The sequence below is a fragment of the Undibacterium umbellatum genome (assembly GCF_014284125.1).
In the GTDB taxonomy this organism is placed as follows: Bacteria; Pseudomonadota; Gammaproteobacteria; order Burkholderiales; family Burkholderiaceae_D; genus Undibacterium; species Undibacterium umbellatum.
On sequence record NZ_JACOFX010000002.1, the window covers coordinates 185,184 to 212,028 of the forward strand.

Annotated in this window: 31 protein-coding genes; 13 read left to right on the forward strand and 18 right to left on the reverse strand. The window is 49.1% G+C overall.

What is annotated here, in order from left to right; translation table 11 throughout:
- Positions 1-22: 22 nt before the first annotated feature.
- The 4 genes from H8L47_RS05320 to H8L47_RS05335 form a co-directional block, all read right to left on the reverse strand.
- Entirely contained in the window at positions 23-460 is a 438-nt protein-coding gene (locus H8L47_RS05320; RefSeq protein ID WP_186952191.1) for a MarR family winged helix-turn-helix transcriptional regulator, read from the reverse strand.
- 73 nt (positions 461-533) lie between these two features.
- Positions 534-1,100, reverse strand: coding sequence for a YceI family protein (locus H8L47_RS05325; RefSeq protein ID WP_186952192.1), 567 nt, complete (start codon positions 1,098-1,100; stop codon positions 534-536).
- A 57-nt stretch (positions 1,101-1,157) separates the two neighbouring features.
- Positions 1,158-1,709 carry a YceI family protein gene (locus H8L47_RS05330; protein WP_408057689.1) on the reverse strand — a complete coding sequence of 184 codons (552 nt, stop codon included), beginning with the start codon at positions 1,707-1,709 and terminating at the stop codon, positions 1,158-1,160.
- 38 nt (positions 1,710-1,747) lie between these two features.
- Positions 1,748-2,284: a cytochrome b gene (locus H8L47_RS05335; protein ID WP_186952194.1), complete on the reverse strand. Its 537-nt coding sequence runs from the start codon at positions 2,282-2,284 to the stop codon at positions 1,748-1,750.
- 329 nt (positions 2,285-2,613) lie between these two features.
- Here H8L47_RS05335 and H8L47_RS05340 point away from each other — a divergent pair, with 329 nt between their 5' ends.
- Positions 2,614-3,747, forward strand: coding sequence for a sterol desaturase family protein (locus H8L47_RS05340; RefSeq protein ID WP_329605437.1), 1,134 nt, complete (start codon positions 2,614-2,616; stop codon positions 3,745-3,747).
- A 79-nt stretch (positions 3,748-3,826) separates the two neighbouring features.
- Here the strand turns inward: H8L47_RS05340 and purB are convergent, their stop codons facing one another.
- Positions 3,827-5,194 carry an adenylosuccinate lyase gene (purB, locus tag H8L47_RS05345; RefSeq protein ID WP_186952196.1) on the reverse strand — a complete coding sequence of 456 codons (1,368 nt, stop codon included), beginning with the start codon at positions 5,192-5,194 and terminating at the stop codon, positions 3,827-3,829.
- Between the two features lie 262 nt (positions 5,195-5,456).
- Here purB and H8L47_RS05350 point away from each other — a divergent pair, with 262 nt between their 5' ends.
- The gene (locus H8L47_RS05350; RefSeq protein ID WP_186952197.1) at positions 5,457-6,065 is read left to right on the forward strand and encodes a glutathione S-transferase; all 609 of its coding nucleotides are present in this window, start codon (positions 5,457-5,459) and stop codon (positions 6,063-6,065) included.
- A gap of 103 nt (positions 6,066-6,168) precedes the next feature.
- On the opposite strand, the gene bfr is transcribed toward H8L47_RS05350, so the two are convergent.
- Complete coding sequence (gene bfr / locus H8L47_RS05355) at positions 6,169-6,645, reverse strand: bacterioferritin (protein WP_186952198.1); 477 nt, start codon at positions 6,643-6,645, stop codon at positions 6,169-6,171.
- Positions 6,646-6,902: 257 nt separating this feature from the next.
- Positions 6,903-7,088 carry a hypothetical protein gene (locus tag H8L47_RS29385; RefSeq protein ID WP_222616419.1) on the reverse strand — a complete coding sequence of 62 codons (186 nt, stop codon included), beginning with the start codon at positions 7,086-7,088 and terminating at the stop codon, positions 6,903-6,905.
- A 570-nt stretch (positions 7,089-7,658) separates the two neighbouring features.
- On the opposite strand from H8L47_RS29385, the gene H8L47_RS05365 reads away from it, so the two are divergent.
- Together H8L47_RS05365 and H8L47_RS05370 are read left to right on the forward strand one after the other, a co-directional pair.
- Positions 7,659-8,315: a hypothetical protein gene (locus tag H8L47_RS05365; protein WP_186952199.1), complete on the forward strand. Its 657-nt coding sequence runs from the start codon at positions 7,659-7,661 to the stop codon at positions 8,313-8,315.
- Positions 8,316-8,327: 12 nt separating this feature from the next.
- Positions 8,328-9,575 carry a hypothetical protein gene (locus tag H8L47_RS05370; RefSeq protein WP_186952200.1) on the forward strand — a complete coding sequence of 416 codons (1,248 nt, stop codon included), beginning with the start codon at positions 8,328-8,330 and terminating at the stop codon, positions 9,573-9,575.
- Positions 9,576-9,711: 136 nt separating this feature from the next.
- On the opposite strand, the gene H8L47_RS05375 is transcribed toward H8L47_RS05370, so the two are convergent.
- From H8L47_RS05375 to asd, 5 genes are all read right to left on the reverse strand, one after another.
- Positions 9,712-10,392, reverse strand: coding sequence for an energy transducer TonB (locus H8L47_RS05375; protein WP_186952201.1), 681 nt, complete (start codon positions 10,390-10,392; stop codon positions 9,712-9,714).
- A gap of 8 nt (positions 10,393-10,400) precedes the next feature.
- The gene (locus H8L47_RS05380) at positions 10,401-10,640 is read right to left on the reverse strand and encodes a (2Fe-2S)-binding protein (protein WP_186952202.1); all 240 of its coding nucleotides are present in this window, start codon (positions 10,638-10,640) and stop codon (positions 10,401-10,403) included.
- A 12-nt stretch (positions 10,641-10,652) separates the two neighbouring features.
- Positions 10,653-11,003 carry a hypothetical protein gene (locus H8L47_RS05385; RefSeq protein WP_230413600.1) on the reverse strand — a complete coding sequence of 117 codons (351 nt, stop codon included), beginning with the start codon at positions 11,001-11,003 and terminating at the stop codon, positions 10,653-10,655.
- Positions 11,004-11,030: 27 nt separating this feature from the next.
- Positions 11,031-11,246 (reverse strand): hemin uptake protein HemP, encoded by a 216-nt coding sequence (gene hemP / locus H8L47_RS05390; RefSeq protein WP_186952203.1) that lies wholly within the window; start codon positions 11,244-11,246, stop codon positions 11,031-11,033.
- A 316-nt stretch (positions 11,247-11,562) separates the two neighbouring features.
- On the reverse strand, positions 11,563-12,414 hold the full coding sequence (gene asd, locus H8L47_RS05395) for an archaetidylserine decarboxylase (protein ID WP_186952204.1): 852 nt from the start codon (positions 12,412-12,414) through the stop codon (positions 11,563-11,565).
- Positions 12,415-12,590: 176 nt separating this feature from the next.
- On the opposite strand from asd, the gene H8L47_RS05400 reads away from it, so the two are divergent.
- From H8L47_RS05400 to H8L47_RS29390, 5 genes are all read left to right on the forward strand, one after another.
- Positions 12,591-13,895 carry an HD-GYP domain-containing protein gene (locus H8L47_RS05400; RefSeq protein ID WP_186952205.1) on the forward strand — a complete coding sequence of 435 codons (1,305 nt, stop codon included), beginning with the start codon at positions 12,591-12,593 and terminating at the stop codon, positions 13,893-13,895.
- A 5-nt stretch (positions 13,896-13,900) separates the two neighbouring features.
- On the forward strand, positions 13,901-15,823 hold the full coding sequence (locus H8L47_RS05405) for a PAS domain-containing sensor histidine kinase (protein WP_186952206.1): 1,923 nt from the start codon (positions 13,901-13,903) through the stop codon (positions 15,821-15,823).
- Positions 15,824-16,012: 189 nt separating this feature from the next.
- Entirely contained in the window at positions 16,013-16,561 is a 549-nt protein-coding gene (locus H8L47_RS05410; RefSeq protein ID WP_186952207.1) for a peroxiredoxin, read from the forward strand.
- A gap of 77 nt (positions 16,562-16,638) precedes the next feature.
- Entirely contained in the window at positions 16,639-17,163 is a 525-nt protein-coding gene (locus H8L47_RS05415; RefSeq protein WP_186950911.1) for a carboxymuconolactone decarboxylase family protein, read from the forward strand.
- A 151-nt stretch (positions 17,164-17,314) separates the two neighbouring features.
- Positions 17,315-17,668 carry a hypothetical protein gene (locus H8L47_RS29390; RefSeq protein WP_222616420.1) on the forward strand — a complete coding sequence of 118 codons (354 nt, stop codon included), beginning with the start codon at positions 17,315-17,317 and terminating at the stop codon, positions 17,666-17,668.
- Here H8L47_RS29390 and H8L47_RS05420 read toward each other — a convergent pair.
- The 6 genes from H8L47_RS05420 to H8L47_RS05445 all read right to left on the reverse strand — a co-directional run bounded on the left by H8L47_RS05420 (position 17,649) and on the right by H8L47_RS05445 (position 22,799).
- Entirely contained in the window at positions 17,649-17,993 is a 345-nt protein-coding gene (locus H8L47_RS05420; RefSeq protein WP_186952208.1) for a hypothetical protein, read from the reverse strand. The genes H8L47_RS29390 and H8L47_RS05420 overlap by 20 nt on opposite strands.
- A gap of 38 nt (positions 17,994-18,031) precedes the next feature.
- Positions 18,032-18,820, reverse strand: a complete 789-nt coding sequence (locus tag H8L47_RS05425; RefSeq protein ID WP_186952209.1) for a prohibitin family protein — start codon at positions 18,818-18,820, stop codon at positions 18,032-18,034.
- Positions 18,821-18,909: 89 nt separating this feature from the next.
- Positions 18,910-19,902, reverse strand: a complete 993-nt coding sequence (locus H8L47_RS05430) for an isoaspartyl peptidase/L-asparaginase family protein (protein WP_186953073.1) — start codon at positions 19,900-19,902, stop codon at positions 18,910-18,912.
- A 1-nt stretch (position 19,903) separates the two neighbouring features.
- Positions 19,904-20,851 carry a MurR/RpiR family transcriptional regulator gene (locus H8L47_RS05435; RefSeq protein WP_186952210.1) on the reverse strand — a complete coding sequence of 316 codons (948 nt, stop codon included), beginning with the start codon at positions 20,849-20,851 and terminating at the stop codon, positions 19,904-19,906.
- Between the two features lie 353 nt (positions 20,852-21,204).
- The gene (gene mnmA, locus H8L47_RS05440; RefSeq protein WP_186952211.1) at positions 21,205-22,311 is read right to left on the reverse strand and encodes a tRNA 2-thiouridine(34) synthase MnmA; all 1,107 of its coding nucleotides are present in this window, start codon (positions 22,309-22,311) and stop codon (positions 21,205-21,207) included.
- On the reverse strand, positions 22,308-22,799 hold the full coding sequence (locus H8L47_RS05445) for an NUDIX hydrolase (protein WP_186952212.1): 492 nt from the start codon (positions 22,797-22,799) through the stop codon (positions 22,308-22,310). Before H8L47_RS05445 ends, mnmA begins: the two co-directional genes overlap by 4 nt.
- A gap of 452 nt (positions 22,800-23,251) precedes the next feature.
- Between H8L47_RS05445 and H8L47_RS05450 the strand changes: the two genes are divergently transcribed.
- The 4 genes from H8L47_RS05450 to H8L47_RS05465 all read left to right on the forward strand — a co-directional run bounded on the left by H8L47_RS05450 (position 23,252) and on the right by H8L47_RS05465 (position 26,625).
- A complete protein-coding gene (locus H8L47_RS05450) occupies positions 23,252-24,367 on the forward strand; it encodes a Re/Si-specific NAD(P)(+) transhydrogenase subunit alpha (protein ID WP_186952213.1) in 1,116 nt (371 codons plus the stop codon).
- Between the two features lie 52 nt (positions 24,368-24,419).
- Positions 24,420-24,785 carry an aspartate 1-decarboxylase gene (gene panD / locus H8L47_RS05455; protein WP_110255112.1) on the forward strand — a complete coding sequence of 122 codons (366 nt, stop codon included), beginning with the start codon at positions 24,420-24,422 and terminating at the stop codon, positions 24,783-24,785.
- 83 nt (positions 24,786-24,868) lie between these two features.
- On the forward strand, positions 24,869-25,192 hold the full coding sequence (locus H8L47_RS05460; protein ID WP_186952214.1) for an NAD(P) transhydrogenase subunit alpha: 324 nt from the start codon (positions 24,869-24,871) through the stop codon (positions 25,190-25,192).
- Positions 25,192-26,625, forward strand: coding sequence for an NAD(P)(+) transhydrogenase (Re/Si-specific) subunit beta (locus tag H8L47_RS05465; RefSeq protein WP_186952215.1), 1,434 nt, complete (start codon positions 25,192-25,194; stop codon positions 26,623-26,625). The genes H8L47_RS05460 and H8L47_RS05465 overlap by 1 nt, the downstream gene beginning before the upstream one ends.
- Positions 26,626-26,845: the final 220 nt, after the last annotated feature.

Sequence of the window (26,845 nt, forward strand, 5' to 3'; positions counted from 1 at the left end):
CGGATTGATGGAGGCAGACGATTTATTGACAGTCGTCTTCCTGCAAATGCTGCCTGAGTTTGAGTAAGCTGCTTTCCAGGCTCAGGTAGTCGTCTTCTGTATATGTCTTGAAGCGTTGCTTTCCAGACTGTACTACTTTTGGGAAGATGTCATCAAAGGTGGCTTCGCCCGCAGCAGTCAGCTTGATGAATAACTGGCGTCTGTCATCGTTGCCACGTTCACGCAGTATCAAACCCTTTTGTTCCAGCCTGTCCAGCACGCCTGTCAGCGTACCCTTGGTGATCAGGGTTTTTTCGCCGAGTTCTTTGCAAGTCATGCCTGGCGTATTACCCAGGGTGGCAATGATATCGAATTGCGAATGTGTGAAACCGAGCTTGCGCACATTCCTGGCAGAAGCTTGTTCAAATAATTGCATGCATTCCGACAGTAATCGTATGCTGCGCAGGTAACGTTCACCCATAAGATAGTTTGTGAGGATTATGGTGTGATACGCAGAACGCATCACACCAGGGACAATAACTAATACAAAAAAATTAGTCAGCCTTGATCGCTTCTACCTGAATAGCCAGTTTTACTTCAGGTGCAAAACGTGGTGTACCGTAGTTCAGACCAAAATCAGTGCGTTTGAATTCTGCTGAAGCATCTGCGCCGCAAGCTTCCTTCTTGAAAAAAGGATGTTCGATACACTTGAACTTATTGATCGTCAAAGTGACAGGCTTGGTTACGCCCAGCATAGTCAATTCACCGATAACAGCAACTGGTGTGTCGCCATTAAACTTGATGGATGTACCTTTGTAAGTAGCAGTAGGAAATTGCGCTACATTGAACATGTCTTTTCCTTTTGCATGCTCATTCATTTTTTCATGACCAAAGTCGAGTGAACTGGCATCGATCGTGATGTCAACGGTGCCAGTTTTCGCCGCGCGATCCAGCACGATTTTTCCAGAAGTTTTGTTGAACTTGCCGCGCCACAAAGATATACCCATATGGTCAGCTTCAAAGCTAGGATAAGTGTGGTTGGATTCGATATTATATGTCTGAGCAAAGGCAGGTGCAGTGCTGATCAGCAGGGCGGCGGCGATAAGTTTGGCGATTTTCATAGTTGACTCCTGAATGGCGAAAATTTGTTTGCTTAAAAAGTTTTGGGGTACTTGGTATTACGGGTTTGTTACTACGTGAAACTTGATCTGTACTTCATCGGCGACCATGCCGGTATCTTTCCATTCACCTTCACCAATATTGAAGGTGAGGCGTTTGATGGGCAGGCTGCCGTCAAAGACCTGGTTATTGCCTTCTTTCTTGATGCTTAATGGGAAGCTGACATCCACGGTTTTGCCCTTGATGCTGAGCTTGCCGGTCACATCGAGTTTGCCAGCCGCGCCAGCTTTCATGGAGGTGGACACAAAGCTGGCCTTAGGAAATGCGGCGGCATTAAACCATTCCTTCTTCAAGACTTCCTTGTTGTATTCGGCATCGCCCAGATCAAAGCTGGCAACATCAATGTCTACCGTTGCTTTGGAAGCTTCAGGTTTTGCAGCGTCATAGTCGATGCTGGCGCTAAATTTTTTGAATTTGGCATCAACGGGCACATTCATTTGCTTGAAGGTGATACTGACTGCGCTTTTGGTATTGTCGACTTTCACGATGGCTGCAATGCCTGGCGTAGCAATTGCGACTGCAAGGGCAGCGGAAATGGCGATTTTTTTCATGGAATATTCAGACATGCTTATTACCTGTATAAAAAGAATTAAGGACCTGGGCGCATGCGATGCAAGAGCCCGTCTTTATCGTAAAAATGATGCTTGAGCGCCGCAGCGACATGCAATAAGACCAGAACCAGCATGATATTGTTTAATATTTCATGTAATTCTTTTAAGCTACCCTTGATTTCAGGGTTGGGACCTATTAAAACTGGTAATTCGAATAAACCTAGATAGACTACGGGGTAGCCTGCAGCCAGGGTGTAAAAATAGCCAGACAAGGGTACCGCAAACATCAGCACGTACAGCAAGATGTGGGTGCCATTGGCGATGTGCGTCTGGACTTTTCCCATGTTGGCAGGGTAAGGCGGTGCCTTGCTCAATAGTCGGGAGATAAGGCGCAGGGCAACAAAACCAAGCACCGTCACGCCCAGCCACTTATGGTAAGAATAATATTGCAATTTGGTCGGGCTGATACGCATGTCCACCATGATATTGCCAAGAACAAAGGCAATAATAATGAGGATGGCGATGAGCCAGTGCAGAGCTATGCTGAAATTGGAATATCTTTGCGTGGCTGGCATGAGAGGTTCCTCTGACGAAAGAGATAATTAGTTCGAAGTAGAACTAATATTAGCAAAAAAAATGAAAGTCTGCTGAGGCCACTCAGATTTTTAAGCAGATAATGTGTAAGCAGCTGCTACTGCGTGTTTTTGACCCTAAGTCTTGCAGCTATACTTTGGCCCGGTATCTCGGCGCAATTTACGTCAAAAAGGTTTTTCCCCTGCCATAAAGGCATTCATTTATCATTGGCTTACTTGCCAATTTAATCATTTTAATGATGAAACCAGAAATTCCAGAAAAACTCCTAGGGAAGATACTAGTTGATCCTGCCAAAAATGTGCTTGGCAATGTGGCAGATGCTGTCAGCGAAACAACGGGTTTGCTGGACCAAAGCGGGCCACTGAAGCCGGGCACAGGTCTGGCCAGTGGTGTGCTGGCCTTGACGCTGGCATTCCTGTGTTTGCTGGGAGTCATTGCTTTTCACTTCCCTCAATATCTGACGACGCCTGAATTGCGCAAAAATTATTCGCCTGATGTGATCAGGCATATTCTGTTTGCAGCGCTGGTCTTGTCTGGTGTGATTAGCTTGTTGAATATACTGCTCAATCGCCGTCGCGGCTTGAATGCGGTGGCAGCTACGCTGGTCATTGCGGCAGTGACCTTTGGCGGGTCGCATGTACCAGTGGCAGATTTTCCTGATCACACACCATATATAGGGCTGGACTGGTTCATCCTCGATTTGTTGGGGTCGACGATCATCTTCGTGGTCATAGAAAAGATCTTCCCACTGTATAAAGGGCAGTTGATTTTCCGTCGCGAATGGCAAACCGATATGGTGCATTTTGCAGTGAATCACTTCATCGTCGGCCTGGCCTTGTTGACAGTCAACTTCGCTATCCATCGCCTGTTTGGCTGGATGGCGCATGACAGTGTGCGTGATTTTGTGCAGTCTATCTGGTTTGTACCGCAGTTACTGCTGTGTATCCTGGCCGCCGATCTGGTGCAGTACTGGACGCACCGCGCCTACCATGAGGTTCCATTTTTATGGCGCTTCCATGCCGTACATCATTCTGCCAAAACGATGGATTGGTTGGCTGGTTCGCGCCAGCACATACTGGAATTGATTTGCACACGCGTAGGCGTGTTGGGTGCCTTGTATGTCCTGGGTTTTGAAAAGACCGTCATGGATGTCTATATCATTGTGGTTGGCTTCCAGGCAGTGTTCAATCATGCCAATGTGCATTTACCCTGGGGGCCAATCAAGTATCTGATCGTCACACCGGATTTTCATCACTGGCACCACTCATCAGATGATGTGGCGATAGACAGAAACTACGCAGCCCACTATGCATTCCTTGATCATTTGTTTGGTACGGCAATCAAGGGGCAAAAAGGCTTTCCTAAAAAGTATGGGGTGCAAGGCGACTATATGCCAGACGGTTTCGTGAAACAACTGATGTTCCCGTTCCGTTCGCAGAAATAACACTGAAAACAAAACAGGCAGATCATTTGATCTGCCTGTTTTGTTTGGTACAGCTAAAAGCCAGTTTTTAAAACTTTGCTTAAATCGCTTTTGCCAGTTTCGCTGCAATACCGGTGTAGTTTGCCGGTGTCATTGCCAGCAGCAAGTCCTTGGCATCAGGTGGGATCGCCAGACCTTCGACGAACTCTTGCAAGGCTGCTTTGGTGATGCCTTTGCCGCGTGTCAGTTCTTTCAACTGTTCGTAAGCGTTTTCAACCGCATATCGACGCATCACGGTTTGTACCGGTTCTGCCAATACTTCCCAGGTTGCATCCAGGTCTGCTGCCAGGCGCTCTGGATTGGTTTCCAGTTTATTCAGGCCGCGCAGGCAACTGTCGTAGGCCAGCAGGGTATAACCAAGAGCCACGCCGATATTGCGCAAGACGGTAGAGTCAGTCAAGTCACGCTGCCAGCGTGATACTGGTAATTTTTCTGACAGATGGCGCAGCAGAGAATTGGCCAGACCCAGATTGCCTTCTGAGTTTTCAAAGTCGATAGGATTGACTTTATGCGGCATGGTGGACGAGCCAATTTCACCAGCCTTGGTCTTTTGCTTGAAATAACCTACCGAGATATAACCCCAGATGTCGCGGTTCAGATCCAGCAAAATGGTGTTGACACGGGCGAAGGCATCAAACATTTCAGCCATGTAATCATGTGGCTCGATTTGTATGGTGTAGGGGTTGTAAGTCAGACCCAGGCGTTGTTCGATCACATTTTTGGAAAAATTTTCCCAGTCATGGCCAGGGTAGGCAGACAAATGGGCATTGTAATTGCCAACTGCGCCATTCATCTTGCCCAGGATTTCGACTTGTTCTATGCGCTTGATGGCGCGTTGCAGGCGGGCCACGACGTTGGCCATTTCCTTGCCCAGGGTAGTTGGGCTGGCGGCCTGGCCATGGGTGCGTGACAGCATGGGTACGTCGGCATTTACATGTGCCAGTTCCGTCAACCTCATGATGACATTGCGCAAGGCTGGCAACATGACATCATTGCGGGCAGTTTTCAGCATCATGCCATGCGAAGTATTGTTGATATCTTCAGAAGTGCAGGCAAAGTGGATGAACTCGCTGGCAGCAACCAGTTCAGGCACGTCCTTGACTCGCTCTTTCAGCCAGTATTCAACCGCTTTGACGTCATGATTGGTGACGGCTTCGATATCCTTGATACGTTGTGCGTCTGATTCAGAAAAATCAGCAACAAGTTTTTCCAGGAGCGCATTGGCAGCAGGCGAAAAAGCCTTGATTTCATCGAAACCGGCTTGTGACAAAGCTTGCAGCCAGGACACTTCAACTTTAACGCGATGATGCATGAAGCCAGCTTCAGACAAAGCGGCACGCAAAGCATCAACCTTGCTTGCATAGCGACCGTCAAGTGGGGAGAGGGCAGAAAGTGAGGATAGGGACATGATGGACTATAGAGATGGAATGACAGAAAGCCTTGCGCAAAAAACAACACAAGTGTAAATTTTACAAATAATTCATATTTAGCAAAAATTCACAATTGTTGTGTGAAGACAGTTTTTTTGCACTGGATATGCGATTTTACCATTTGAATGCGTTCAAACTACAGAATCATGATGATGTTGCTGCTCCGCACGCCAGTAGGGACACCACGGGTTTGCAGGCAGGCAATGCTATAATCCGGCCTAAACTTACTACCAGATTCCTATGAAACTTATTGGCTCCATCACTAGTCCTTTTGTCAGAAAAGTCCGCGTTGTCATGGCGGAGAAGAAACTTGACTATGTCTTTCTGCAAGAAAATGTGTGGGCAGCAGAGACCACCATACAACAGTCCAATCCCCTGGGAAAAGTGCCCTGTCTTTTGATGGAAGACGGCGGTGCCATGTTTGATTCTCGTGTCATCGTAGAATATATTGATACCCTGACACCAGTTGGTAAGTTGATTCCTGCACAAGGCCGTGAACGGGTGGAAGTCAAATGCTGGGAAGCGCTGGCAGATGGCATCATGGATGCAGCGATTCTGGTGCGCCTGGAAAAAACCTTGCGCCCGGCGGAACAGCAAAGCCAGGAATGGATAGACAGGCAAATGAGCAAGGTGCACGCTGGCTTGAAATCCATGTCCAGTGGCCTGGGTGATACAGCATTCTGTACTGGCACGCATTTGACACTGGCGGATATTAGTGTCGGTTGCTCCCTGGGCTGGTTGAGCTTCCGTTTCCCTGAAATAGACTGGCGCGGTGATTACCCCAATCTGGCTAAATTATTTGATAAATTGTCGGAACGTGCTTCTTTCAAAGACACAGTGCCACAATAAGCAAGAAGTAAAAACGCAATAAGGAAAACAAAAGGGATGTAGCGCAAGCTGCATCCCTTTTTGTTTTACCTGGCCTGCCAAGCCAGATCGCGGCTACTACAAATTATTCATCAGTTGCCATTTGAGATTGCAAATAATTCTGGATGCCGACTTTTTCTATCAATTCCAGCTGGGTTTCCAGCCAGTCGATATGCTCTTCAGTATCTTCCAAAATAACCTGGAACAGATCACGTGAAACATAATCACCCACTGCTTCACAAGTGGCAACGCCTTCCTTGACTGTCTTTTGAGCAGCAACTTCCAGCTTCAAGTCGCATCCCAACATTTCTACCGTGTCTTCGCCAATCATCAGCTTGTGCAGTGCTTGCAGATTCGGCAGGCCACCCAGCATGAGGATGCGGTCGATGAGTTTGTCGGCATGCTTCATTTCGCCGATGGATTCTTCGTATTCCTTTTTGGCTATTTTTTCAAATCCCCAATGCTTGTACATGCGCGCATGTAAGAAATATTGGTTGATTGCACTCAGTTCGTTGGTGAGCTGTGCATTAAGCAGTTTGATGACTTTCGCGTCGCCTTTCATGGGCTTCCTTCCTGTGTCTGTTGACTCTGTTGGTGATGTGATTGCTGATGAGCTTATGCTTACAGGCGTTTATCACATCATAGAGCATTCAGTGGCAGTTGCAAAATGAAGATGATCTGCATCACTGAATTCACTGCATTAAATGCGCGAGGAAGACAATATTTTTGGGGATTGACAGCGCTGAGTGAAGCGCAATTATTCTCATTTAGTTTTCTATCAATCAAAAAGAGCCGAAGTCATTCAATGCTTACTGTTCTTTATTCGATTTCTATTCTCTTTTCAGCGTTTATTCCAGGTTCCATCTGAATAAACTCTCTCCAGAACATCAAAGCCTTTTCAAAAGCATTCATCCCGACAAGCTCAAAATAATTTTCATCATATAGAGAGTAAATTTTCACTTTGCTCAAAGTCAATTGCCCCCCAAGCGTCACGGCTCCAATCACCAGAGTCGATCTTTACTTACTTAATCAAGTTGATCTTCGTCACTCCTTCCCCCAGCCAAGGTATTGTTTGCAAATATGTTTGTCCTCCGTCATCCATCATTAAACATACAAGTGGGCTAACGCCATCTTTATTAAAAATGTCAGATTGAAATTTTGGGCTCAGGTGTCCGCCAGCATTTTCCCACGTCAATAATATTTTCATTTTACGAGCCTGGTATTTTGAGCAAACTGCTGTCTTGGTTTTGAGAAATCGGTGGTAGTTCCAGCATTGTTGAACATCAAAATCTTGTGTTTGAACGCACCAGTTACTCGCGCCTGTGCGGACTGTCCCGTTTCTCCCATCTTCCGCATTTGTTGATGGCGCTGACAACAGTGATATACTCGAATTACTAAATCAGCAATATTTCAAGGCGAATTTAAATTCGCTTGAAAATATTAGGTGCTTTTGATTTGAATGCACGGAACTCTTCACTTGTTAATATTCCGAAAGGATCTGATAGTGCAATCCAGTACCATTGCTTCATCATCTTCCCCCCCCAAAAAAACGCAGAGTCTGCAAAGCATCGTCGTATGAACACCATCCGTAAAGTCTTTGCTTCGGCGCTACTTACTTTGCTGACGACTTCTTGCACACAAAGCCCTGGTGCACTGACGCAGAGAAATAGTTCTTCGGGTACTGCCTCTTCATCAACTTCTATCGCAAACAAGAAATCTATGGAAACCAATCATCAAAACGCATGTCCAGAAGTTCCGCAAATGAATGCCGAGGAAGTCAGTAAGCGTATGCTAGACCTGATTGGCAAGATCAAGACGGCGGAGGATATCTCCGCCAAAAATCTGGAGATTGCGACTGGCCTCAAGGTCTACGTTAACGCTGATAATCCCGGTAAATATGCGACTGGAGCAAAAATTACCGATACCTGGTTCTTTAACATTAAAGTGATATCCGGTAGCAAAGACGGCAAAGCCAGTCGGCTGATATTTTCGTTTGACGACCAAACCCATAGCGGTGCCGATATGACATCGATCTGCAAAGTCGATTTTGACGCTTATAAAAAACGACTTACTGAATTCGGTTTTCAATCAGAGCCTTACTATGGCGAACACAATCGACTCATTTATTGGAATTTCTCGCGCGGTAAAGTCGAGTTACAAATTTCCATTCGCGGAGAAAGTGACGAAAATGTGAAACACAATTGTGTCTCCATGATAGTCATTGACGTCTAGAGGGGGAGTCACATGACTGCACCGAATCACAAGCCCAATGCGGCGCCACCGACTGCTGAGCAAAAGCTTGATAAGATCATCAAGGACTTTGGTAATGCCAACAAGACCGCGAACAATAGTCCCGGCGATGACTTGGCCAAGCTTCTTGAGGTTTCTCCTGACCTGAAGAAGCGCATTCTTGACTCAGTCGATAAAGGGTATTTAACTCAATTTCAGGCGCTTCCTGCCAATTCTGGCACAGGCGGTTCGTATGACCCGAGTGCAAAAGCCATCAATGTACCGATGAATGTACTTCAGAAAGCCAGTACGAGCGAACGCGATAAGGGAGAGCTGATTTTTGTGATGGGTCACGAAATCCAGCATTCATTCAACGCTGCCGCAACCAAAAAGATAACCCAGGATTTCCTTGATGGGACTAAGGTACTGGCAACGAGCAAGGCATCGCCGCACGACTATACCAAGGTGACTGAAGACTTTATCCAGGCTTCTCGTAAAGACGAGGCCTCTGCGCATATCGGTGGCTTCAATGCGATTGCTTCGCAAGCCAGAAAAGATAATCCAAAAGCGACGCTTGAAGATATCTACAGTACTGCCCCGGGGCGCATGCAGGATTTCATTACTGTGAGCGGCACGCCAGGAAATTATAACTACGCGATGAAGCCGGGCCTGACAGTCGATGCTGACATGAGCATGCCCTATTCGAAGGACAACGTCGCAGCCATGAGCAAGTATTACTTTGATAAATCTGCAAAGGAGTCCAAGCTTGGGTCGAATCACAATCTCGATTACACCAACTTCTACGGTAGTTGGGCAGTCAATGTTGCGGGTAACAATGAAAAGGCATATCAGGACTATTACCACAAAATTGACAAGAAATACGCGACGCCTGAAGTTCAGTTCGACATGAAGCGACTGGGCTTGCAACAAGACCTGATCAATCAGAATGTGAAATTTTCCGACAACAAAGCTTTCTCCTATGTCGATACCAGCGATGGCAAGAAAAAGGCTGCGACTTTCGATCCTGATGCTTATCCGAACCTATCACCTCCTGTGAGTCCTGTCTCGCACCACGCTCTAGCGAGGCATTCCAGGCTCGACACTATTGACGGAACAACAGGCCCGGTGAACTTGTCCAGGGCGGAGCTCTCACTGCCTGTGATAAACCGTACCGGCATGCTGATGGGCGACGACATGCCATCAGGTCGCCTGCTTGGCAGAGTAACCGAAAAACTTGGAACCGGCCAACCCAAACCGGAGTGAATGCACAGAGAGCCGAGGCCGTTCTCCTGTTCCCGCATTTAAAGAAGTGAAACAGAATTTGCAGCGGGAATAAAAAAAGAGGCCAGATTGCGAAATTCCCGCAATCTGGCCTCTCCCGGGGGAGGGTTCTTTATTTTCAGCTACTGAGAGAAAAGCTGATCGTCGCTGTGGCAATCACTGTCAGTGCTTTGCCATCTTCCAGGTAGGGTTTGAAAATTGCGCGCAATATCGCAATTCTGGCTGCTTCATCCAGGCGATTCGAGCCAGAGGATTTTTGGATGTCGACTTTTTCTGCCACGCCTTTTTCATTGACGAGTACCCGCAAGGTCACTTTGCCTTCTTCGCCCATGCGTTTTGACATAGGTGGGTAGTCGGCTTGTGGTGGACGCACATATTCAACTGCGCTGATTTGTTTTGGCGGCGCGATAACGGCAGGGGCATTGCTAGGTTCGAATTTGGCAACCAGCGGAGCGGGCTGAGGCGCAGGAGGTACAGGCGGTGCTGCCTGGGTAGTGATTTGATGCACTTCGGCCGGGATTTCTACTACCGGCTTGATATGTGGCACCACGGGTGCCTGCAAGGTGCTCAGTTTTTTTGTGGGAATCGGTTTTGGTGGCGGTTCTGGTTTGACCTGCGGCGGTTCTATGAAGGTCATCATCACTTCTTTTGGCAGAATTTGCACTGCGTGTGTCAGCAAGCCATGTTCCAGCGCATAAAACAGAGCCAGATGCCCCAGCACGATGCAGGCAAAAGAAAAGATCCTTGATTTGGGGGCGGTGAAATCCTGTGGTGCGTGTTGTAATGTGAGAGTGGACATGGTGAACCTCACGCTGTGACGGCGTTGGGTTGAAAGTGTAATTGTTGAATGAAATTCTGGAAGCCGGATGCATTACTGCTTTGTTCATCCATGCATTGGCGCATGATTTTGCGTGCACATCCCGCACATTTGCCGCAGCAGGTGCCGACATCGAGTTGCTCGCGCAGTTCGGCCATCGTGCTGACGCCCATGGCAACAGCCTGATGAATTTTCTTTTCCGACACATTATTGCAAACACATACAATCATGAATCACTCCATTTATGCAGATTTTTTACCAGTGAAGGCCAATAGCCAGCCCAGTTTGCGCAGCTTGTTTTTTTGCGCAGATTTCTTTTCTACCAGACTGGCCCATTGCCCGGACAACTGCTGGCAGGTAGCTCTGAGTACAGGTGCCAGGTCCGGCAAATTCGCCAACACATTCAAGTGTCTTTCTATGACTGATGCCAGCCTGGTGCTGGCCTGTTCTGCTTCTTCTGGCGTAGCACTATTCGTGCTGTGGACTGTGTAATGCGACATCAGGTGCAAGACTGCGGAAACCAGCAGTTCAGGCTGCTTGGATGTAGCAGTCAAACCCGATAATTCTTCGTTCGTCAGCATCCCACCTGGCATATCCAGTCTCCAAGAATGAGCAGCGTCTCAGGCTGTCAGTATCAACTTGTTCAGTTGTGTTATGCGCAGTCGATAAATCCGGCCCGCATGATCAATTTCCAATTCACGCTTTTGCTGCATCAAATCGCCGCTAGTAATACGGGGAATCTCTTTTGGCGTCTGATTCGTTGCTGCCGTCGCTCTTGCCGCTGCTGTTGAATTAGCCAGATCAGCGTGCTGGTGAATAGCATCATTTGTAGTCATATTTTACCTTGCAAATCTAAACGATAACAATTCTTATTTAGATTATTGAATATTCAAACATCTTTGGCAAGTGTTTTTTGTTGATATTCATCAGTTCAAGCTTGATTGCTGCCTAGCTCGTTAAAGAGGCATATAAAAAAACGCAGGAAAATTGGCTTCAAAGCAATGCGCTTGGCGAATGCTTATTGCTTCTCTAAGCAGGGGGGAGTATTACTGAGCCGGATACTTGCCCATGTATTCCTGAATGGGAATGCATGGGCAAGTGTTTGAAGATAGTGGGGTATTAAGTGTATGCAGCAGAAAAAGCGGAAGTATATTATTTAGCTGAATGCATTCCCATAGCCTCACCCATGCAGACGGCTTTGGCCGCTGTCCAGGCTGGATTGAAATCGATTGTGCCTTTAGGAAAGAGCATGACTACCGTAGAGCCAAGCAGGAATCTACCCATTTCTTCGCCCTTTTTCAGGATGATTTGCTGGTTGTCGTAACGCCATTCACGCACTTCAGCGCTGCGCGGTGGATTGACTATGCCATGCCAGGTGGTGGCCATACTGCCGACGATGGTGGCACCCACCAGTGTCAATACGAAAGGTCCAGATGCAGATTCAAACACACAGACCACGCGCTCATTGCGGGCAAACAGGCCGGGCACACCGCGTGCGGTAGTTGGATTGACCGAGAATAATGCTCCTGGCACATAGATCATGCGGGTCAACCTGCCGTCACAGGGCATATGAATGCGGTGATAATCGCGCGGGCTCAGATATAGCGTGGCAAAGCTGCCATCTTCAAATAATGATGCCAGTTGGCTATCGCCGCCTACCAGGGCGGTGGTGCTGTAGCTGTGTCCCTTGGCCTGGAAAATCTGGTCTTTTGCGATAGTTCCAAATTGACTGATGGCGCCGTCTACCGGGCTTATCAGATCGCTTTGGGCGAGCGGCCTGGCTCCTGCACGCAATGGACGGGTAAAAAATTCATTGAAACTGGCATAGCTGCTGATATCAGGATTGGCGGCTTCCTGCATATTGACTTGGTATTGATCAACAAACCAGCTTATCAGTCTGGTTGTGAGCTTACCCGCCCTGGCACTGGCAATTTTGCCAGCAAACACAGTCAGCGCCTGTTTAGGCATTAAGTATTGGGGCAGGACGGCAAGGCGATCAGACACGGTAGGCAACCTTCAAAATGTACAGGACAGGGATTATAACGTTGACAGAGCCAAAGACTGGATTTTCTGTATGGTGCTTGCTATCTGTCGCCAGAAAGTCTTTCCCCAAGGCTAAGGTTTTGCAAATGCCGGGGGCGTATGCTATCGTCAGAACATATATTTACTATTGCGTCCACATGTCTGATGATAGCCAGTTAATTGTGATTGATCAGCTCCAGATCGGGATGTTCATTAAACTCGACCTGAGTTGGTTCGAACATTCTTTTCCAATGAACTCGTTCAAGATCACAAGCCAGCAACAAATCGATGACCTGGTGGCGCTCAAGCTTAAACATGTACGCTATATTCCTTCCAAGTCCGACCCGGTAGCTGTCAAGTCAGTCAATAAACCGCAGTCTGCGCCTGTTGCAGCGCCTTCCGTGCCAGCAAAGCAGTTGCATGCCAGTATCATAGATGCCAAACGCGCCCGTTTTGAAAAATTGCAAAAACAACGGGATGAAATTGCCCGTTGTGAAGAAAAATTTGTCCTTGCTGCGAGTGTGGTCAAGAACATTAACCGACTGATTTTCTCCAAGCCCAAAGAAACCATCAAGGAGGCGGGTAAGCTGGTCGATAGCATGGCGGAAGTCCTGCTCAGTGGCAATGATACCGTCATGCACCTGATACAACAGGCGGCAGGCAATGAAGAACTGTATTTCCATACCTTGAATGTGTCAGTACTGGCCATGATGCTGGCCAATGAAATGAAATGCAGCGATACCGAGATCAAGAAAATCGGCATTGCATCTCTTTTCCATGATCTGGGCAAGGTCAATGTGCCTGACCATATACTTTCCAAGACCGAGGCTTTGACCAGGCCAGAGCAAAACTTTTTTGAAATGCACCCGCAGTATGGTGTTGAGGTTGGCAAGAAGGCAGGGCTGCCACCTGCAGTGCTGGATGTGATTGCCCAGCACCATGAATTCATGGACGGTACGGGTTATCCTCGCAAACTGAAAGGGGATGCGATTAGCATGCCTACGCGTATTGTGACCATCGCCAATGTGTACGATAATTTATGCAATCATATTGATACCAGGCAGTCCTTGACTCCGCATGAAGCTTTGTCAACCATGTATGCGCACAGGCGCACACAGTTTGATTCTGTCGTCATGGCTACCCTGGTCAGGAGTCTGGGGGTGTATCCGCCCGGCACTCTGGTCAGATTGTCGAATGAGGCAATTGGCCTGGTCATGAATGTGAATGTAGGCAAGCCTTTGCGTCCGCGTGTACTGGTGTATGACGCTGAGATTCCCAAGGAAGATGCCATCATTCTGGATTTGGCCGAAGAGAGTAAGGAATTATCCATCAGCGGCAGCATACGGCCCGGTTTATTGCCCAGAGCAATTTTCAATTATCTGAATCCGCGTAAAAGGGTCAATTACTATTTTGACTCCCAATCTAAGAAAACACAGGGCGGCCCTTTACCTGGCCAGAAATAGCAAAAATGACCGATGCCGGCATGCCACAGTCAACATCCGTTTTGTGTAATGGATTGCTGCGCCATATCATAGACCACAGTCGTGAAGCGATCCTAGTCGTGGATATGCAGCGCATGGAATTGGTGGATGCCAATCAACTGGCTTGCATGATGTTGGCTTACCCGCGCAGTGAGTTACTGGGCTTGCCCCTGGCAAATATAGAATGCTCCTTGCAGGATGTGTTCTTCTGGGAAGCCTTACGCGCAGATGCGCAGGCTGAAGGCCATGCCATTGCAGAAAGCGAATGGATTAGTCGCCATGGCGTCTCCTTCCCGGTGGAAAAACGTGTTACCGCGTTTATTGGGAATGGGATAGATTTTTTTATTATCCATGCCGAAGATATTACCCACAGACGTGAACTGGTCGAAGGCCAGGTGCATCTGGTGGCACAATTGCAAAGCTCCCTGGACGCCACCGCCGAAGGCATACTGTCCATCGATTTGAACGGCAATGTGGTGAACATCAATCAGCGCTTTTCCAGTATGTGGCAACTCAGTGACGAACTGCTGGCTGCCAGGGATGAGGCACAGATGTTTGCTCACATCAAGGACGCCTTGCAGGAAGCAGACAGTTTTTTTGCCAGTCTGGAAAAAATTCATGATGACCCGAACCTGGAAACTGAAGATCTCATGACCCTGAAAGACGGGCGCTATTTTATCTGCGTATCCAAACCGGAATTCATGCGCGACAGGCGCGTGGGGCGCGTCTTCAGTGTGCGTGATATCACGCAAATGAAAGAAGCAGAAGTGAGCCTGGTCGCTGCCAGGGATGCAGCCGAACAGGCGAGCAAAGAAAAATCACGCATGGTGGAAGCGCTGATGGTCAGTGAGTCACGTTTGCGCCGCCTGGTCAATTCCAGCCTGATCGGCATCATGCAAGGAAACATGAGCGGCGTGCTGACGGAAGCTAATGATGTCTTGCTGCAACTGGCGGGCGTGCAAAGGCTGGAGTTTGCTGAATTTGGCATGAGCTGGCTGGACAGAACCACAGAAGAAAGTCATGCAGCCCATCAAAATGCCATGGAAGAGTTACGCTCCCATGGACAAGCCAGACCTTATGAAGGTGAATTGATACGCAAAGATGGCGTACGCATTCCCGTCATGGTTGGGTTGGCGCAACTGGAGGGCTCTTTTTATGAATGGGTAGGTTTTGTGCTGGATTTAACCGAGCAACGCAAGGCTGACCGTATCAAATCTGAATTCATTTCTGTTGTCAGTCATGAGTTGCGTACACCCCTGACTTCAATACGCGGTGCACTGGGTTTGCTGGAAAGCGGTGTTGCCGGCGAATTGACAGCCAAGACCATGCAACTCATCAAGGTTGCGCACAAGAATTGCCAGCGCCTGGGTGTCCTGGTCAATGACATTCTGGATATGGAGAAGCTGGCCTCCGGCAAAATGGTCATCAACATAGAGCGTTTCGACCTGGTTGCGGTGACCCGGCAGGCAATAGAAGCCAATGCTGGCTATGCCCAGGCTTTGAACGTGCGTTACCGCATCGTTGATCATCCAGAAAACGCCTGGGCCATGGGCGATAATGTGCGTGTTATGCAGGTGTTTGCCAACTTGCTGTCAAATGCTGCCAAGTTCTCGCCCAGTGGGGCAGAAGTGCAAGTCAGGATTACCGATATCTCAGGCAGCTACAAGATAGAGGTCGAAGACCATGGGCAGGGTATACCTGAAGCTTTCAGGGAGCAGATTTTCAAGAAATTTGCCCAGGCAGATGGCACCAATACCAGGCAGCAGGGCGGCACCGGCCTGGGTTTGAATATCACCAAGACCTTTGTTGAAAAAATGGGTGGTGAAATAGGCTTCGAAACGGAAGAAGGTAAAGGCTGCACATTCTGGTTCACCTTGCTGGCATGCGCCCATCGCCGTCACGACAGATAGACTTGACATTCTGAGTCCACACTAAAATTTTTGCCTGCAAGTTCACACGCCTGTTTGCTGTTAGTCCAGGCAAGGTTTTAACTAAGTGAATAGTAGTTAAAATCTATTGGATATTTAAAATTCATAGTGATATGCTTCTTGGCGTTGTGGACATATTGTTCACCTTGTTCTGTCAATCAGGAGAATTTAATGAAAACTGTAGGTCAAAAACTCGACGCATTCAAAGTTCCAGCCGCCAAGCCAGGCTTCAATCATCATGAAGAAAACGGCGTATCCGCATTCGAGGACATCACCGAAGCTTCTTTCCCAGGCAAATGGAAAATCATTTATTTCTATCCGAAAGATTTCACTTTCGTATGCCCAACTGAAATCGTTGAATTTGCCAAACTCAATAATGACTTTGCTGACCGTGACGCAATCTTGCTGGGTGGCTCTACAGATAACGAATTCTGCAAACTGGCATGGCGCCGTGAGCACAAAGATCTGGACAAACTGAACCACTATGCGTTCGGTGATGCAACAGGTTCTTTGGTAGACATGCTGGGTGTGCGTGATGTCAACGCAGGTGTTGCACTGCGCGCGACTTTCATCGTTGATCCTGACAATGTCATTCAGCACGTTTCTGTCAACAACCTGAACGTTGGCCGTAACCCTACAGAAATCCTGCGTATTTTGGATGGTCTGCAAACAGATGAACTGTGCCCATGCAACCGTACAGTAGGCGGCTCCACTCTGTAATTCAGAGAGCCCAGTTGTAGATGTAAAATAAACCCGCTACTGCGGGTTTTAAAACCACTTTTTGATAGGTAAATACTATGGAATTCTTGAATTTAATTAAAAGTCGTATCCCTGATTATGCCAAGGATATCCGTCTGAACATCGATGGCACGATCGCCCGCTCCAGCCTGGAAGGCAATGACGCGGTAGGCGTGGCACTGGCAGCAGCATTCGCTGCAAAAAGCACAGTGATCATTGAAGCCATCAAATCCAGTGGCGCAATCACGCCAGAAGAGATCAATGCAGCGCTGACAGCAGCGGCTTTGATGGGCATGAATAATGTTTGGTACCCGTATGTGGAAATGGCCGACGATGCCGACCTGAAAACCCAGGCTGCCCAATTGCGCATGAATGCCTATGCGACCAATGGCGGTGTTGATAAGCGCCGTTTCGAGATGTACGCCTTGTCTGCTTCCATCATCGGTAAATGCCATTTCTGTGTGAAATCACATTTTGAGTTGTTGAAGAAGGAAGGCATGTCAGCCACGCAGTTGCGCGATGTGGGCAGGATTGCAGCTGTTGTGAATGCTGCAGCGCAGGTTATTTCTGCTGAGACTGTGTAATCAATCTGGCTTGTGCTGCCCCTTCTCCTTCAAGGAGAAGATTGGGGGGAGGCGATAAACCGTACTCAAATTATCGTCGCTCCTGCGCAGGCAGGAGGCTACCGGGCTGGCGCTCCAGCGTCGTTTGTTACATTGCCGTACTTTGATTAAAATGATTGCCCTTCGTGGATACAAGCCGGGTCTCGGCCCGGTAGCCGAAATACTTTCTTTGCGTCGCCAAAGAACGTATTCAAAGAAAGGCGACCCAGGCATCGTCGCCCCTGCGGGGTTCCCATTTGTGCAGTACAAAAAATGGGAAAGTCCGAAAACTCGCTGCGCTCAAACATCGGCCTTTCTCTTTCCATTTTCTGTACTGCACAAATGGCGTCGACACATGGGAAATGCAAAAGTCAAAGGCAACCGCAACCTCAAAGTCAAACGCAACAGCAACAGCAACAGCAACAGCAACAACCCCAGTTCAACCACATTTCAAATTACTACAATCCCTATCGCGACTTCCTCTTAAAAATCCCCAACACCACGATCAGCAGCAACAAAGGCAATAAAAACGGCGAGAAAATCATCAACAACAAGCCGCCTATCAACACTGCAAAACCCACCAGCAAGAACGACACACCGGCAATCACCAGTCCCGCCATGACCATGGCGAAGACGATGGCGATGAGTGCTATCGCGATGCCACCTATGGAAAAACCACTGTCAGAAAAAATATCAAAGTCATCCGGACTCCAGTCCAGGTTCAAATCTACAGGGCTGTCCATGACATACCAGATGAGCAGCAACAGTATGCAAAATGCGGTGAAGCGGGCGGATGACTTTTGTTCGGACATGGTGGCTTGTTCCTGATTTATTCCTGGCTTCGTCGCGATTATTTATTCACATTGATAAAGGGCACAGCACCACCCACGGTCGTCGGCAAACGGCCATCCCATTTTTCTATGGCCTTGGCCTGATTCTCAGTTTCACGCAGGCGCAGCAGTTCTGGTGTGACTTGCTGTCTTTGCAGGGACAGTGCTTCTGCTTCGGCGCGGGCGCGGGCTATTTTTTGTTTGGCTTCGACTTCTATCCTTTGCAGGTCGCGCTCGGCCTTCATCTTCAATTGATCAGCCGTTGTTTTAGCTTCAATAGCTTCATTAAAGGTCTTGCTGAAGTTGAAATTGACGATGGAAAATTCATCGACCACAAGGCCATGTCTTGCCATGCGCTCTTTCAGGGCCAGGATGATTTCATCGCGGACTTGTGAGCGGCGTGAAATCAATTCTTCTGCGGTGAAGCGGGCAGTCACAGCTTTGACGGCTTCCTGCACGCTGGGGATGATGATGCGCTCACCTGGTTCGTTGCCAAGGTCGCGATAGACTGATACCACTGCATCTGGCCTGACGTGGTAGTTGATGGCGATCTTGGTGTGCACGGTTTGCAAGTCCTTGGACGCTGCATCACCATCACCTTCCCCTTTTTGTATGGCGACTGATACTCTATGCATTTTTTGGGCGACAGGCCAGACCCAGTGTATGCCTTCGCTATAGACTTCATCTGAAGGTTTGCCAAAGGTGGTCAGCACGCCACGATGTCCCGCAGGGATAGTGGCGAATGGACTGAGGGCAAACAGGAATAGCAGGGCGATTACGCCAGCAGCTATTTTGAGCAGGTTTTTCATGATGTTTAATCTCAAGTGAAATGAAAACACTCGCAGTATAAGTGTTATTTGAGCAAGTACATCCGGTAATCGGTGGGGAAAAATACCGCTTAATTGCCGGGGGTGTAAATCGCAGAAACTGGGCTTTCACCAAGGCGTTGCCATGCGCGGTACATGCCTTCGGTATTGAAAGGCAGGACGATATTGCCCAGTCTGTCTACACCTATGATGCCACCCTGGCCGTCAACTAAAGGGAGTTTATCCATGACGACGGTATGAGCCGCTTTCTCCAGGCTGTATCCCAGGTATTGCATTTGTGCCGCAATATCATACAGGGCCAGGCTGCGCATGAAGGCTTCGCCAGTGCCTGTGGATGACAGTGCGGCGGTCTGATTATCCGCATAGCAACCCGCGCCCAGCATCGGTGTGTCGCCAACACGGCCCGGTAATTTATTGGTCATGCCGCCAGTAGAGGTGGCAGCGGCCAGGTTGCCTTGCAAGTCGAGTGCGACGGCACCGACCGTACCAAATTTTCTATCGGGATCAAGTGGTGCTGGTTCTACTGCTTTTCCTGATGTACTGGTCAGCAAATTTGCTCCATCGTGATCCAGCAGCACACCAGATTCTAGCCTCGCGCGTTGCAATTGCGCGTGGCGTTCTTCAGTATAAAAATAAGCGCTGTCTTCAAACGGCAAGCCATGCTGACGCAGGAATGTTTCTGCACCTTGGCCCACCATCAGTACATGCGGGCTGTGCTCCATGATTGCTCTTGCCGCCTGGATGGGGTTACGCACATGCTGTACACAAGCAACTGCGCCAGCACGCCGGGTATTGCCATCCATGATGGCGGCATCCATTTCTATGGTGCCAGCATTGGTGAATACAGAGCCTTTGCCGGCATTGAACATGGGGCAGTCTTCCAGCAAGCTGACAGCCAGGCTCACTGCGTCTAGAGCACTGCCACCTTTCGCCAATACCTCACTGCCTGCGCAAACGATCGCTTGCAAGGTGCTCAGGTAATGTGCCTCGCGCTCTGCACTCAGCGTGCTACGCAAGATCGTGCCAGCACCACCGTGGATGGCCATGGCAGCACGCGCGCCCATCTTAAGCTGGCCTGTCCATATCGATGATTTTGCTGGCTGCTGCTGCCTGCGATTTGCGGGCAGTGGCATTTGGTTCCTGGTACAGCCACGGCAGCATGAACTTGGTCATTTCAGATGCAGCATGTACCGGGGCTTTTGCCTGATGGGCGACAGCACTGCAAATCGCTTCGATCAGGCACAGCGCTGCGCCTTCCGAGTTGGGAGAGAAATTGCGCCGGGTTTGCGCATACAGGGTGATATTCGCCAGCGAAGCCAATGGTGAGCTTGGCGCATCTGTCAGTGCCAGTATGGGCACATCCTTGTCGCGCAATTGCTGCAGGATGGTGACGACATCTTCTGCATAACGCGGGAAAGAAATGCCGATGACCAGATCACGCTCTGTGTACTTGAACAACTGGCGGGCAACATTCGATGGCCCGCCTGAGCCCAGCGTCGATTGCACGGTATTGCAAAACGGGTCCAGGCTATGCGCCATCAGGCCAGCCAGAAAGGCGCTGGCTCCGTAGCCCACGATATATATTCTCTCTGCATTCAGGATCTGGCGCACGGCCTGATTGCACAAGTCAGGAGACAGCCCGCGACGGGTAGCTTCCAGATTGGCCATGTCTTCATTGAGCGAGCTGGAAATGATTTCTGTGCTGGTGGCAGGGCGCTGGATTTCACTGCGCAAGTTATCTATGGGCGCCAGCATGGCTTCAAAGCCATACACCAGTTCTGCCCGGAATTGCGGATAACCTTCAAAGCCCAAGGCTCTGGCAAAGCGATTTGCGGTGGCAACGGAAATGCCGACGGCATTCGCCAGCTCATCGATAGACATGGTGGCTGAGCGAAAAACATTCGACAAGACATAGTCTGCTGCTTTTCTGTGCGCTTTTGATAAGTTCATATAGACCTTGCCTATGCGCGCATTGACAGTACCACCCAGGGATTGCGTATCAGGACGATTCATATCGACGGGCTTTTCCGATGAAATAGAAATGTAAATATAATTTCATCGATTTAAATTGTAAAGAAATGAATCGTGTCAAATCGATGAATGTCTCTCTCCGTACATATTTTGGATAATTTGGTCTATTTAGGAGTTTTGTCAGGATAAACAAAATACATCAAATTTTGTTCTGAATTTACCCGGATTTACGCTTGCTAATGATTGTGTCAGGAGAAAGTCTTGCAGCTAAAGGATGGCTAAATGATAAGCCCGGTTATGTAAATCTCAGTAGCTGAAATGAAAATGCCCACAGACTCGTGGGCATTTTTGAACCTGGCAAAGATTTTGGAAAGTCGAGTCTCAGCAGACCACTTTTAATCGGCCTTACGGCTGGCGATATCAATAATCCCACCACCCAGGCAAACATCACCATCGTACAAGACGGCAGACTGCCCAGGGGTAACTGCCCATTGTGCCTGCGGGAAGTCCAGTTGAAAGCGCACGCTGTCGCCACTGAAATGGCAAGCCACATCAGGCTGGCGGTAACGGGTCTTGGCAGACAAGTCACCAGCTTGCGGCGCTTCACCAGCAACCCAACTGACTTGCCCTGCTTCGAGACCAGCAGATAATAACCAAGGGTGGTCATGGCCTTGCACTGCATACAGGGTGTTGGCTTCAACATCTTTTTTCGCCACATACCAAGCATCGCTGCTGCCGTCGGCATTCTGGTGCGACTTGATGCCGCCTATGCCTATGCCTTTGCGCTGACCCAGGGTATAAAAACTCAGGCCCACATGCTGGCCTATGATTTCACCTTCCGGTGTCTGGATATTGCCTGGCTTGTACGACAGATAACGGTTCAAAAATTCGCGGAAAGGGCGCTCGCCGATAAAGCAGATGCCAGTCGAATCTTTTTTCTTTGCATTCGGCAATTGCAATTGTTCAGCAATCTTGCGCACTTCAGTTTTGTGGATTTCACCAAGCGGGAACAGGGTATTTGCCAGTTGCTTCTGGTTCAGCCTGTGCAGGAAGTAGCTCTGGTCCTTGCTGGCATCCATGGCCTTCATCAACTGGAACTGGCCATTCATTTCACGCACGCGTGCATAATGGCCGGTGGCGATGTAATCGGCACCCAGCTTCATGGCGTGGTCAAGAAAAGCCTTGAACTTGATTTCGGCATTGCACAGCACGTCCGGGTTGGGCGTGCGGCCAGCCTGGTATTCACGCAGGAACTCGGCAAAGACGCGGTCCTTGTATTCACTGGCAAAATTCACGGCTTCGATATCGACGCCAACGACGTCGGCAACGCTGACGGCATCTATCCAGTCTTCACGGGTAGAGCAATATTCTGAATCGTCGTCATCTTCCCAGTTTTTCATGTACAGGCCGATGACTTCATAGCCCTGTTCTTTCAGTAGCCATGCCGAGACGGAAGAATCAACGCCGCCAGACATGCCTATCACTACTTTTTTCTTGCTCATTTTTGCGGTTCCAAGTTTCCAAGTGCGCTTGGATGGGTAAACAACAGGGACAGCGGCGCGCGCTTGCCCTGCAAATAATCTTCTATGCATTGCTTGACGAGAGGGCTGCGATGGCTGTCCTGTGTTGCCACGATCTCGTCATAACTCATCCACACAGTGCGCAAGATGCCGGTATCGAGGGCGCGCTCATGCGCCTTGCCCAGTTCACCGGTAAAAGCAAAACGTAGATAAGTGACTTCTTCACCGGTCTTCGGTGAAACAAAGCGCGACAGGTAAGTGCCTATCAGCGCCGTTGGTAAGAAGTCATGCGCAGTTTCTTCCAAGGTTTCACGGATGACGGCTTGAAGCAGGCTTTCATCAGGGTCTAGGTGACCTGCGGGCTGATTGATGCGCACGCCATCAATAGTTTCTTCTTCTATCATGAAAAACTGTTGGTTGCGCTCTATGATTGCGGCTACAGTGACGGATGGTTTCCAAATGGCAGACATGGCTTCTCTCAGTAAGTCCGACATTTTACTTTGCCGTCAAATTTTGTGTGGCAAACCAGCAAATTTGAAAGCGAATTAGCTAATGCGTAATTTATCTATGCCCGCTTATTTTCGAGGATTCCTGCTATTTTTATTTTGCACCAAACTGGCGCAAGTGCAGGATTTGTTTTCAAGTGACTGTTTTTAAAGGAAATAATTTACTTCTATGTGGATATTCTGGGTATCGTCAGCTTGATTCTGTATAGTGATTTGTAGAAAACACAAAAAAGTGAACGGTTGTGCTAAAAAACATTTTGCGTGTAATATCGTTGTCGAATATCAAATGTAAGATTCGGGTAAGAAAGTGATTTACCTGTATCAGCAAAAAATAATGGAGCGGCCAGAGCTTACCCTTGACCGCAACAGCACGTAATTGTTACACCAGTATTCACACTAAAAAAGGGAGCAAATCTATGAAAATCGGCATACCCGCCGAGTCACGGCCGGGGGAGACGCGTGTTGCGGCAACTCCAGAAACGATAAAAAAATATGTTGCAGCCAAACATCAGGTGATCGTGCAGTCTGGTGCTGGCGTGGCGTCCAGTATTACTGACGAGGCTTACCAGGCTGCCGGTGCAGAAATCGGCACGGCTGCCGATGCGCTGGGCGCTGAGCTGGTCTTAAAAGTACGTGCCCCCAAAGCAGAAGAACGTGCCCTGATGAAATCAGGCGCTGTGCTGGTCGGCATGCTCAATCCTTTTGACGCAGACAATATTGCGGCAATGGCCACACACGGCCTGTCCGCATTTGCACTCGAAGCTGCACCGCGCATTACCCGTGCGCAGTCGCTCGACGTCTTGTCTTCGCAAGCCAATATCGCCGGTTACAAGGCCGTCATGCTGGCCGCCAATACTTATCAACGCTTCATGCCCATGCTGATGACAGCTGCGGGCACGGTCAAGGCTGCACGCGTGTTGATCATGGGGGTGGGCGTAGCCGGTTTGCAAGCGATTGCCACGGCCAAGCGCCTGGGCGCAGTGATTGAAGCTTCTGACGTACGTCCACCCGTCAAGGAGCAAGTCGAATCCCTGGGTGCGAAATTTATCGATGTTCCTTATGAAACCGATGAAGAGCGCGAGATCGCCAAAGGCGTAGGCGGCTATGCCCGTTCCATGCCAGCAGCGTGGATGGAAAGACAGGCAGCCCTGGTGCATGAACGTGCCAAGCAGGCCGACATCATCATCACCACAGCCCTGATCCCTGGCCGCAAGGCACCGATACTGATTTCGGAAGAGACAGTAAAAGCCATGAAGCCAGGCTCAGTCATCGTCGACATGGCGGTAGAGCAGGGTGGCAATTGCCCTTTGTCTGAGCTCAACAAGACTGTCACCAAGTACGGTGTACACATCATCGGTGAGCCTAATCTGGCAACTCTGGTGGCTGCTGATGCATCGGCCTTGTACTCTCGCAATGTGCTGGACTTCCTCAAGCTTATTATCGACAAGGATGCTGCGCTGGCGATTAACCGTGAAGACGAAATCATCGCTGCCACCCTGGTGTGCTCGGCTGGTGAAGTCTTGAAGAAGTAAAGAAGTAGATTAAAGTTTAAGATTTTTTTAAGTATCAGAAAGTAGAACGACCATGCAAAGAAATATGCTCCGCGCCAAAATTCATCGCGCAACTGTAACCCAGTGTGACCTGCACTACGAAGGATCGTGCGGTATCGATGAAGATCTGCTCGACGCTGCCAACATCATCGAAAACGAACAGATAGAGCTGTATAACGTCAACAACGGTGAACGCTTCTCCACTTATGCCATTAAAGGCAAACGTGGCAGCGGTGAAATTTCACTCAATGGCGCTGCAGCCCGCCGCGTACAACTGGGCGATCTGATGATTATCTGTACCTATGCGCCGATGACAGAAGAAGAAGCAAAAGCGTATAAACCAAATGTCGTTTTCGTGAATGGCAAGAATCAGATCACCAGTATCAAAGAGTATAAATAACGTAGCCGGGGCAGGCGGCATCTAAAGTTCTGCTTGCTCATGTCTCGATTTGCATGTCTCAATCCAATTAAAGAGAGGACATCATGGAAGTTAGTCATACCCTTACCAATCTCATCATCTTCGTGCTGGCAATTTATGTCGGTTACCATGTGGTGTGGACAGTAACACCAGCCCTGCACACGCCTTTGATGGCGGTGACCAATGCCATTTCTGCCATCATCATTGTCGGTGCCATGTTGGCCGCCGGTTTGACCGAAGGCCTGCTGGCCCAGGTCATGGGCACGGTAGCCGTCGCACTGGCGGCAGTGAATGTATTCGGCGGTTTTCTGGTTACCCAGAGGATGCTGGAAATGTTCAAGAAAAAAGAGCCTAAGGCCGTTGCCCATGCTGACAAGGAGGGCAAATAATGAGCATGAATCTGGTAACGATGCTCTATCTGATCGCATCCGTCTGCTTTATCCAGGCACTCAAAGGCTTGTCCCACCCCTCCACGGCACGCCGTGGTAACAGCTTTGGCATGATAGGCATGGCAATCGCGGTCGCGACCACCATTGCCCTGATCGTCAAACTGAAAAGCGAAAGTAGTGGTGCAGGTTTGGGCTATGGCCTGGTTGCCATCGGCGTCATCGTCGGTGGTGGCATAGGTGCTACGCTGGCCAAGCGCGTAGAGATGACCAAGATGCCGGAACTAGTCGCAGCGATGCACTCATTGATCGGTTTGGCAGCGGTGTGTATCGCCGTGGCCGTCGTGTCCGAGCCCTGGGTATTCAATATCGTCGCAAGAGACCAGCCTATACCTTTCGGTAACCGTCTGGAATTGTTTATCGGTACTTTTGTCGGCGCGATTACCTTCTCAGGTTCTGTCATCGCCTTTGGTAAATTGTCGGGCAAGTACAAGTTCCGTCTGTTCCAGGGCGCACCAGTCAGCTTCAGTGGCCAGCATCAGTTGAACCTGATATTGGCAATTGCGATGCTGGCTTGCGGTATTGCCTTCTGCGTCACGCAAAGCTGGACACCCTTCATCATCATGACGGCTCTGGCCTTCGTGCTGGGTGTGCTCATCATCATCCCTATCGGTGGTGCTGATATGCCGGTGGTGGTATCGATGCTGAACAGTTATTCTGGCTGGGCAGCTGCGGGTATTGGTTTTTCGCTGAATAACTCCATGCTGATCATTGCCGGTTCGCTGGTAGGTTCTTCTGGTGCCATCCTGTCTTACATCATGTGCAAGGCGATGAACCGTTCTTTCTTCAATGTAATCTTGGGTGGTTTTGGTGGCGAAGCTGCTACTGCTGCTACGGGTGACCAGGCGCAGCGTACCGTTAAATCCGGTTCTGCTGATGACGTGGCTTTCCTGCTCGGCAATGCAGAGACTGTCATCATCGTTCCTGGTTATGGCCTGGCGGTTGCACGTGCCCAGCATGCCCTGAAAGAACTGACAGAAAAACTGACGCACAAAGGTATCACCGTCAAGTATGCGATTCACCCTGTGGCAGGGCGCATGCCTGGTCACATGAACGTCTTGCTGGCAGAAGCTGAAGTACCTTATGACCAGGTATTCGAGATGGAAGACATCAACAGCGAATTTGGCCAAGCTGACGTGGTATTGGTATTGGGTGCAAATGACGTGGTTAATCCTGCGGCAAAAGACCCCAAATCACCGATTGCTGGCATGCCTATCCTGGAAGCCTACAAAGCCAAGACCGTTATCGTCAACAAGCGCTCCATGGCTTCTGGCTATGCAGGGCTGGACAATGAATTGTTCTACATGGATAAAACCATGATGGTGTTTGGCGATGCCAAGAAAGTGATTGAAGATATGGTGAAGGCAGTTGAGTAATTTTCTGTAGCTGTATTGATCTGTACAAAAAAGCCCCGCTGTGATTGACGTTGCAGCGGGGCTTTTGCTTTATACGGCTAGGGTGTAAATCATTACTCCAGGCTGGCGGGCGGCGATAAATGTTCAAGATTGATGACAGTTCTTGCTGTACCTGCGCGTATGTCATCAAGTGCGTATTTATAGAGCGAACCGGCGCATCCAAATAACAACTGCCCCAAGG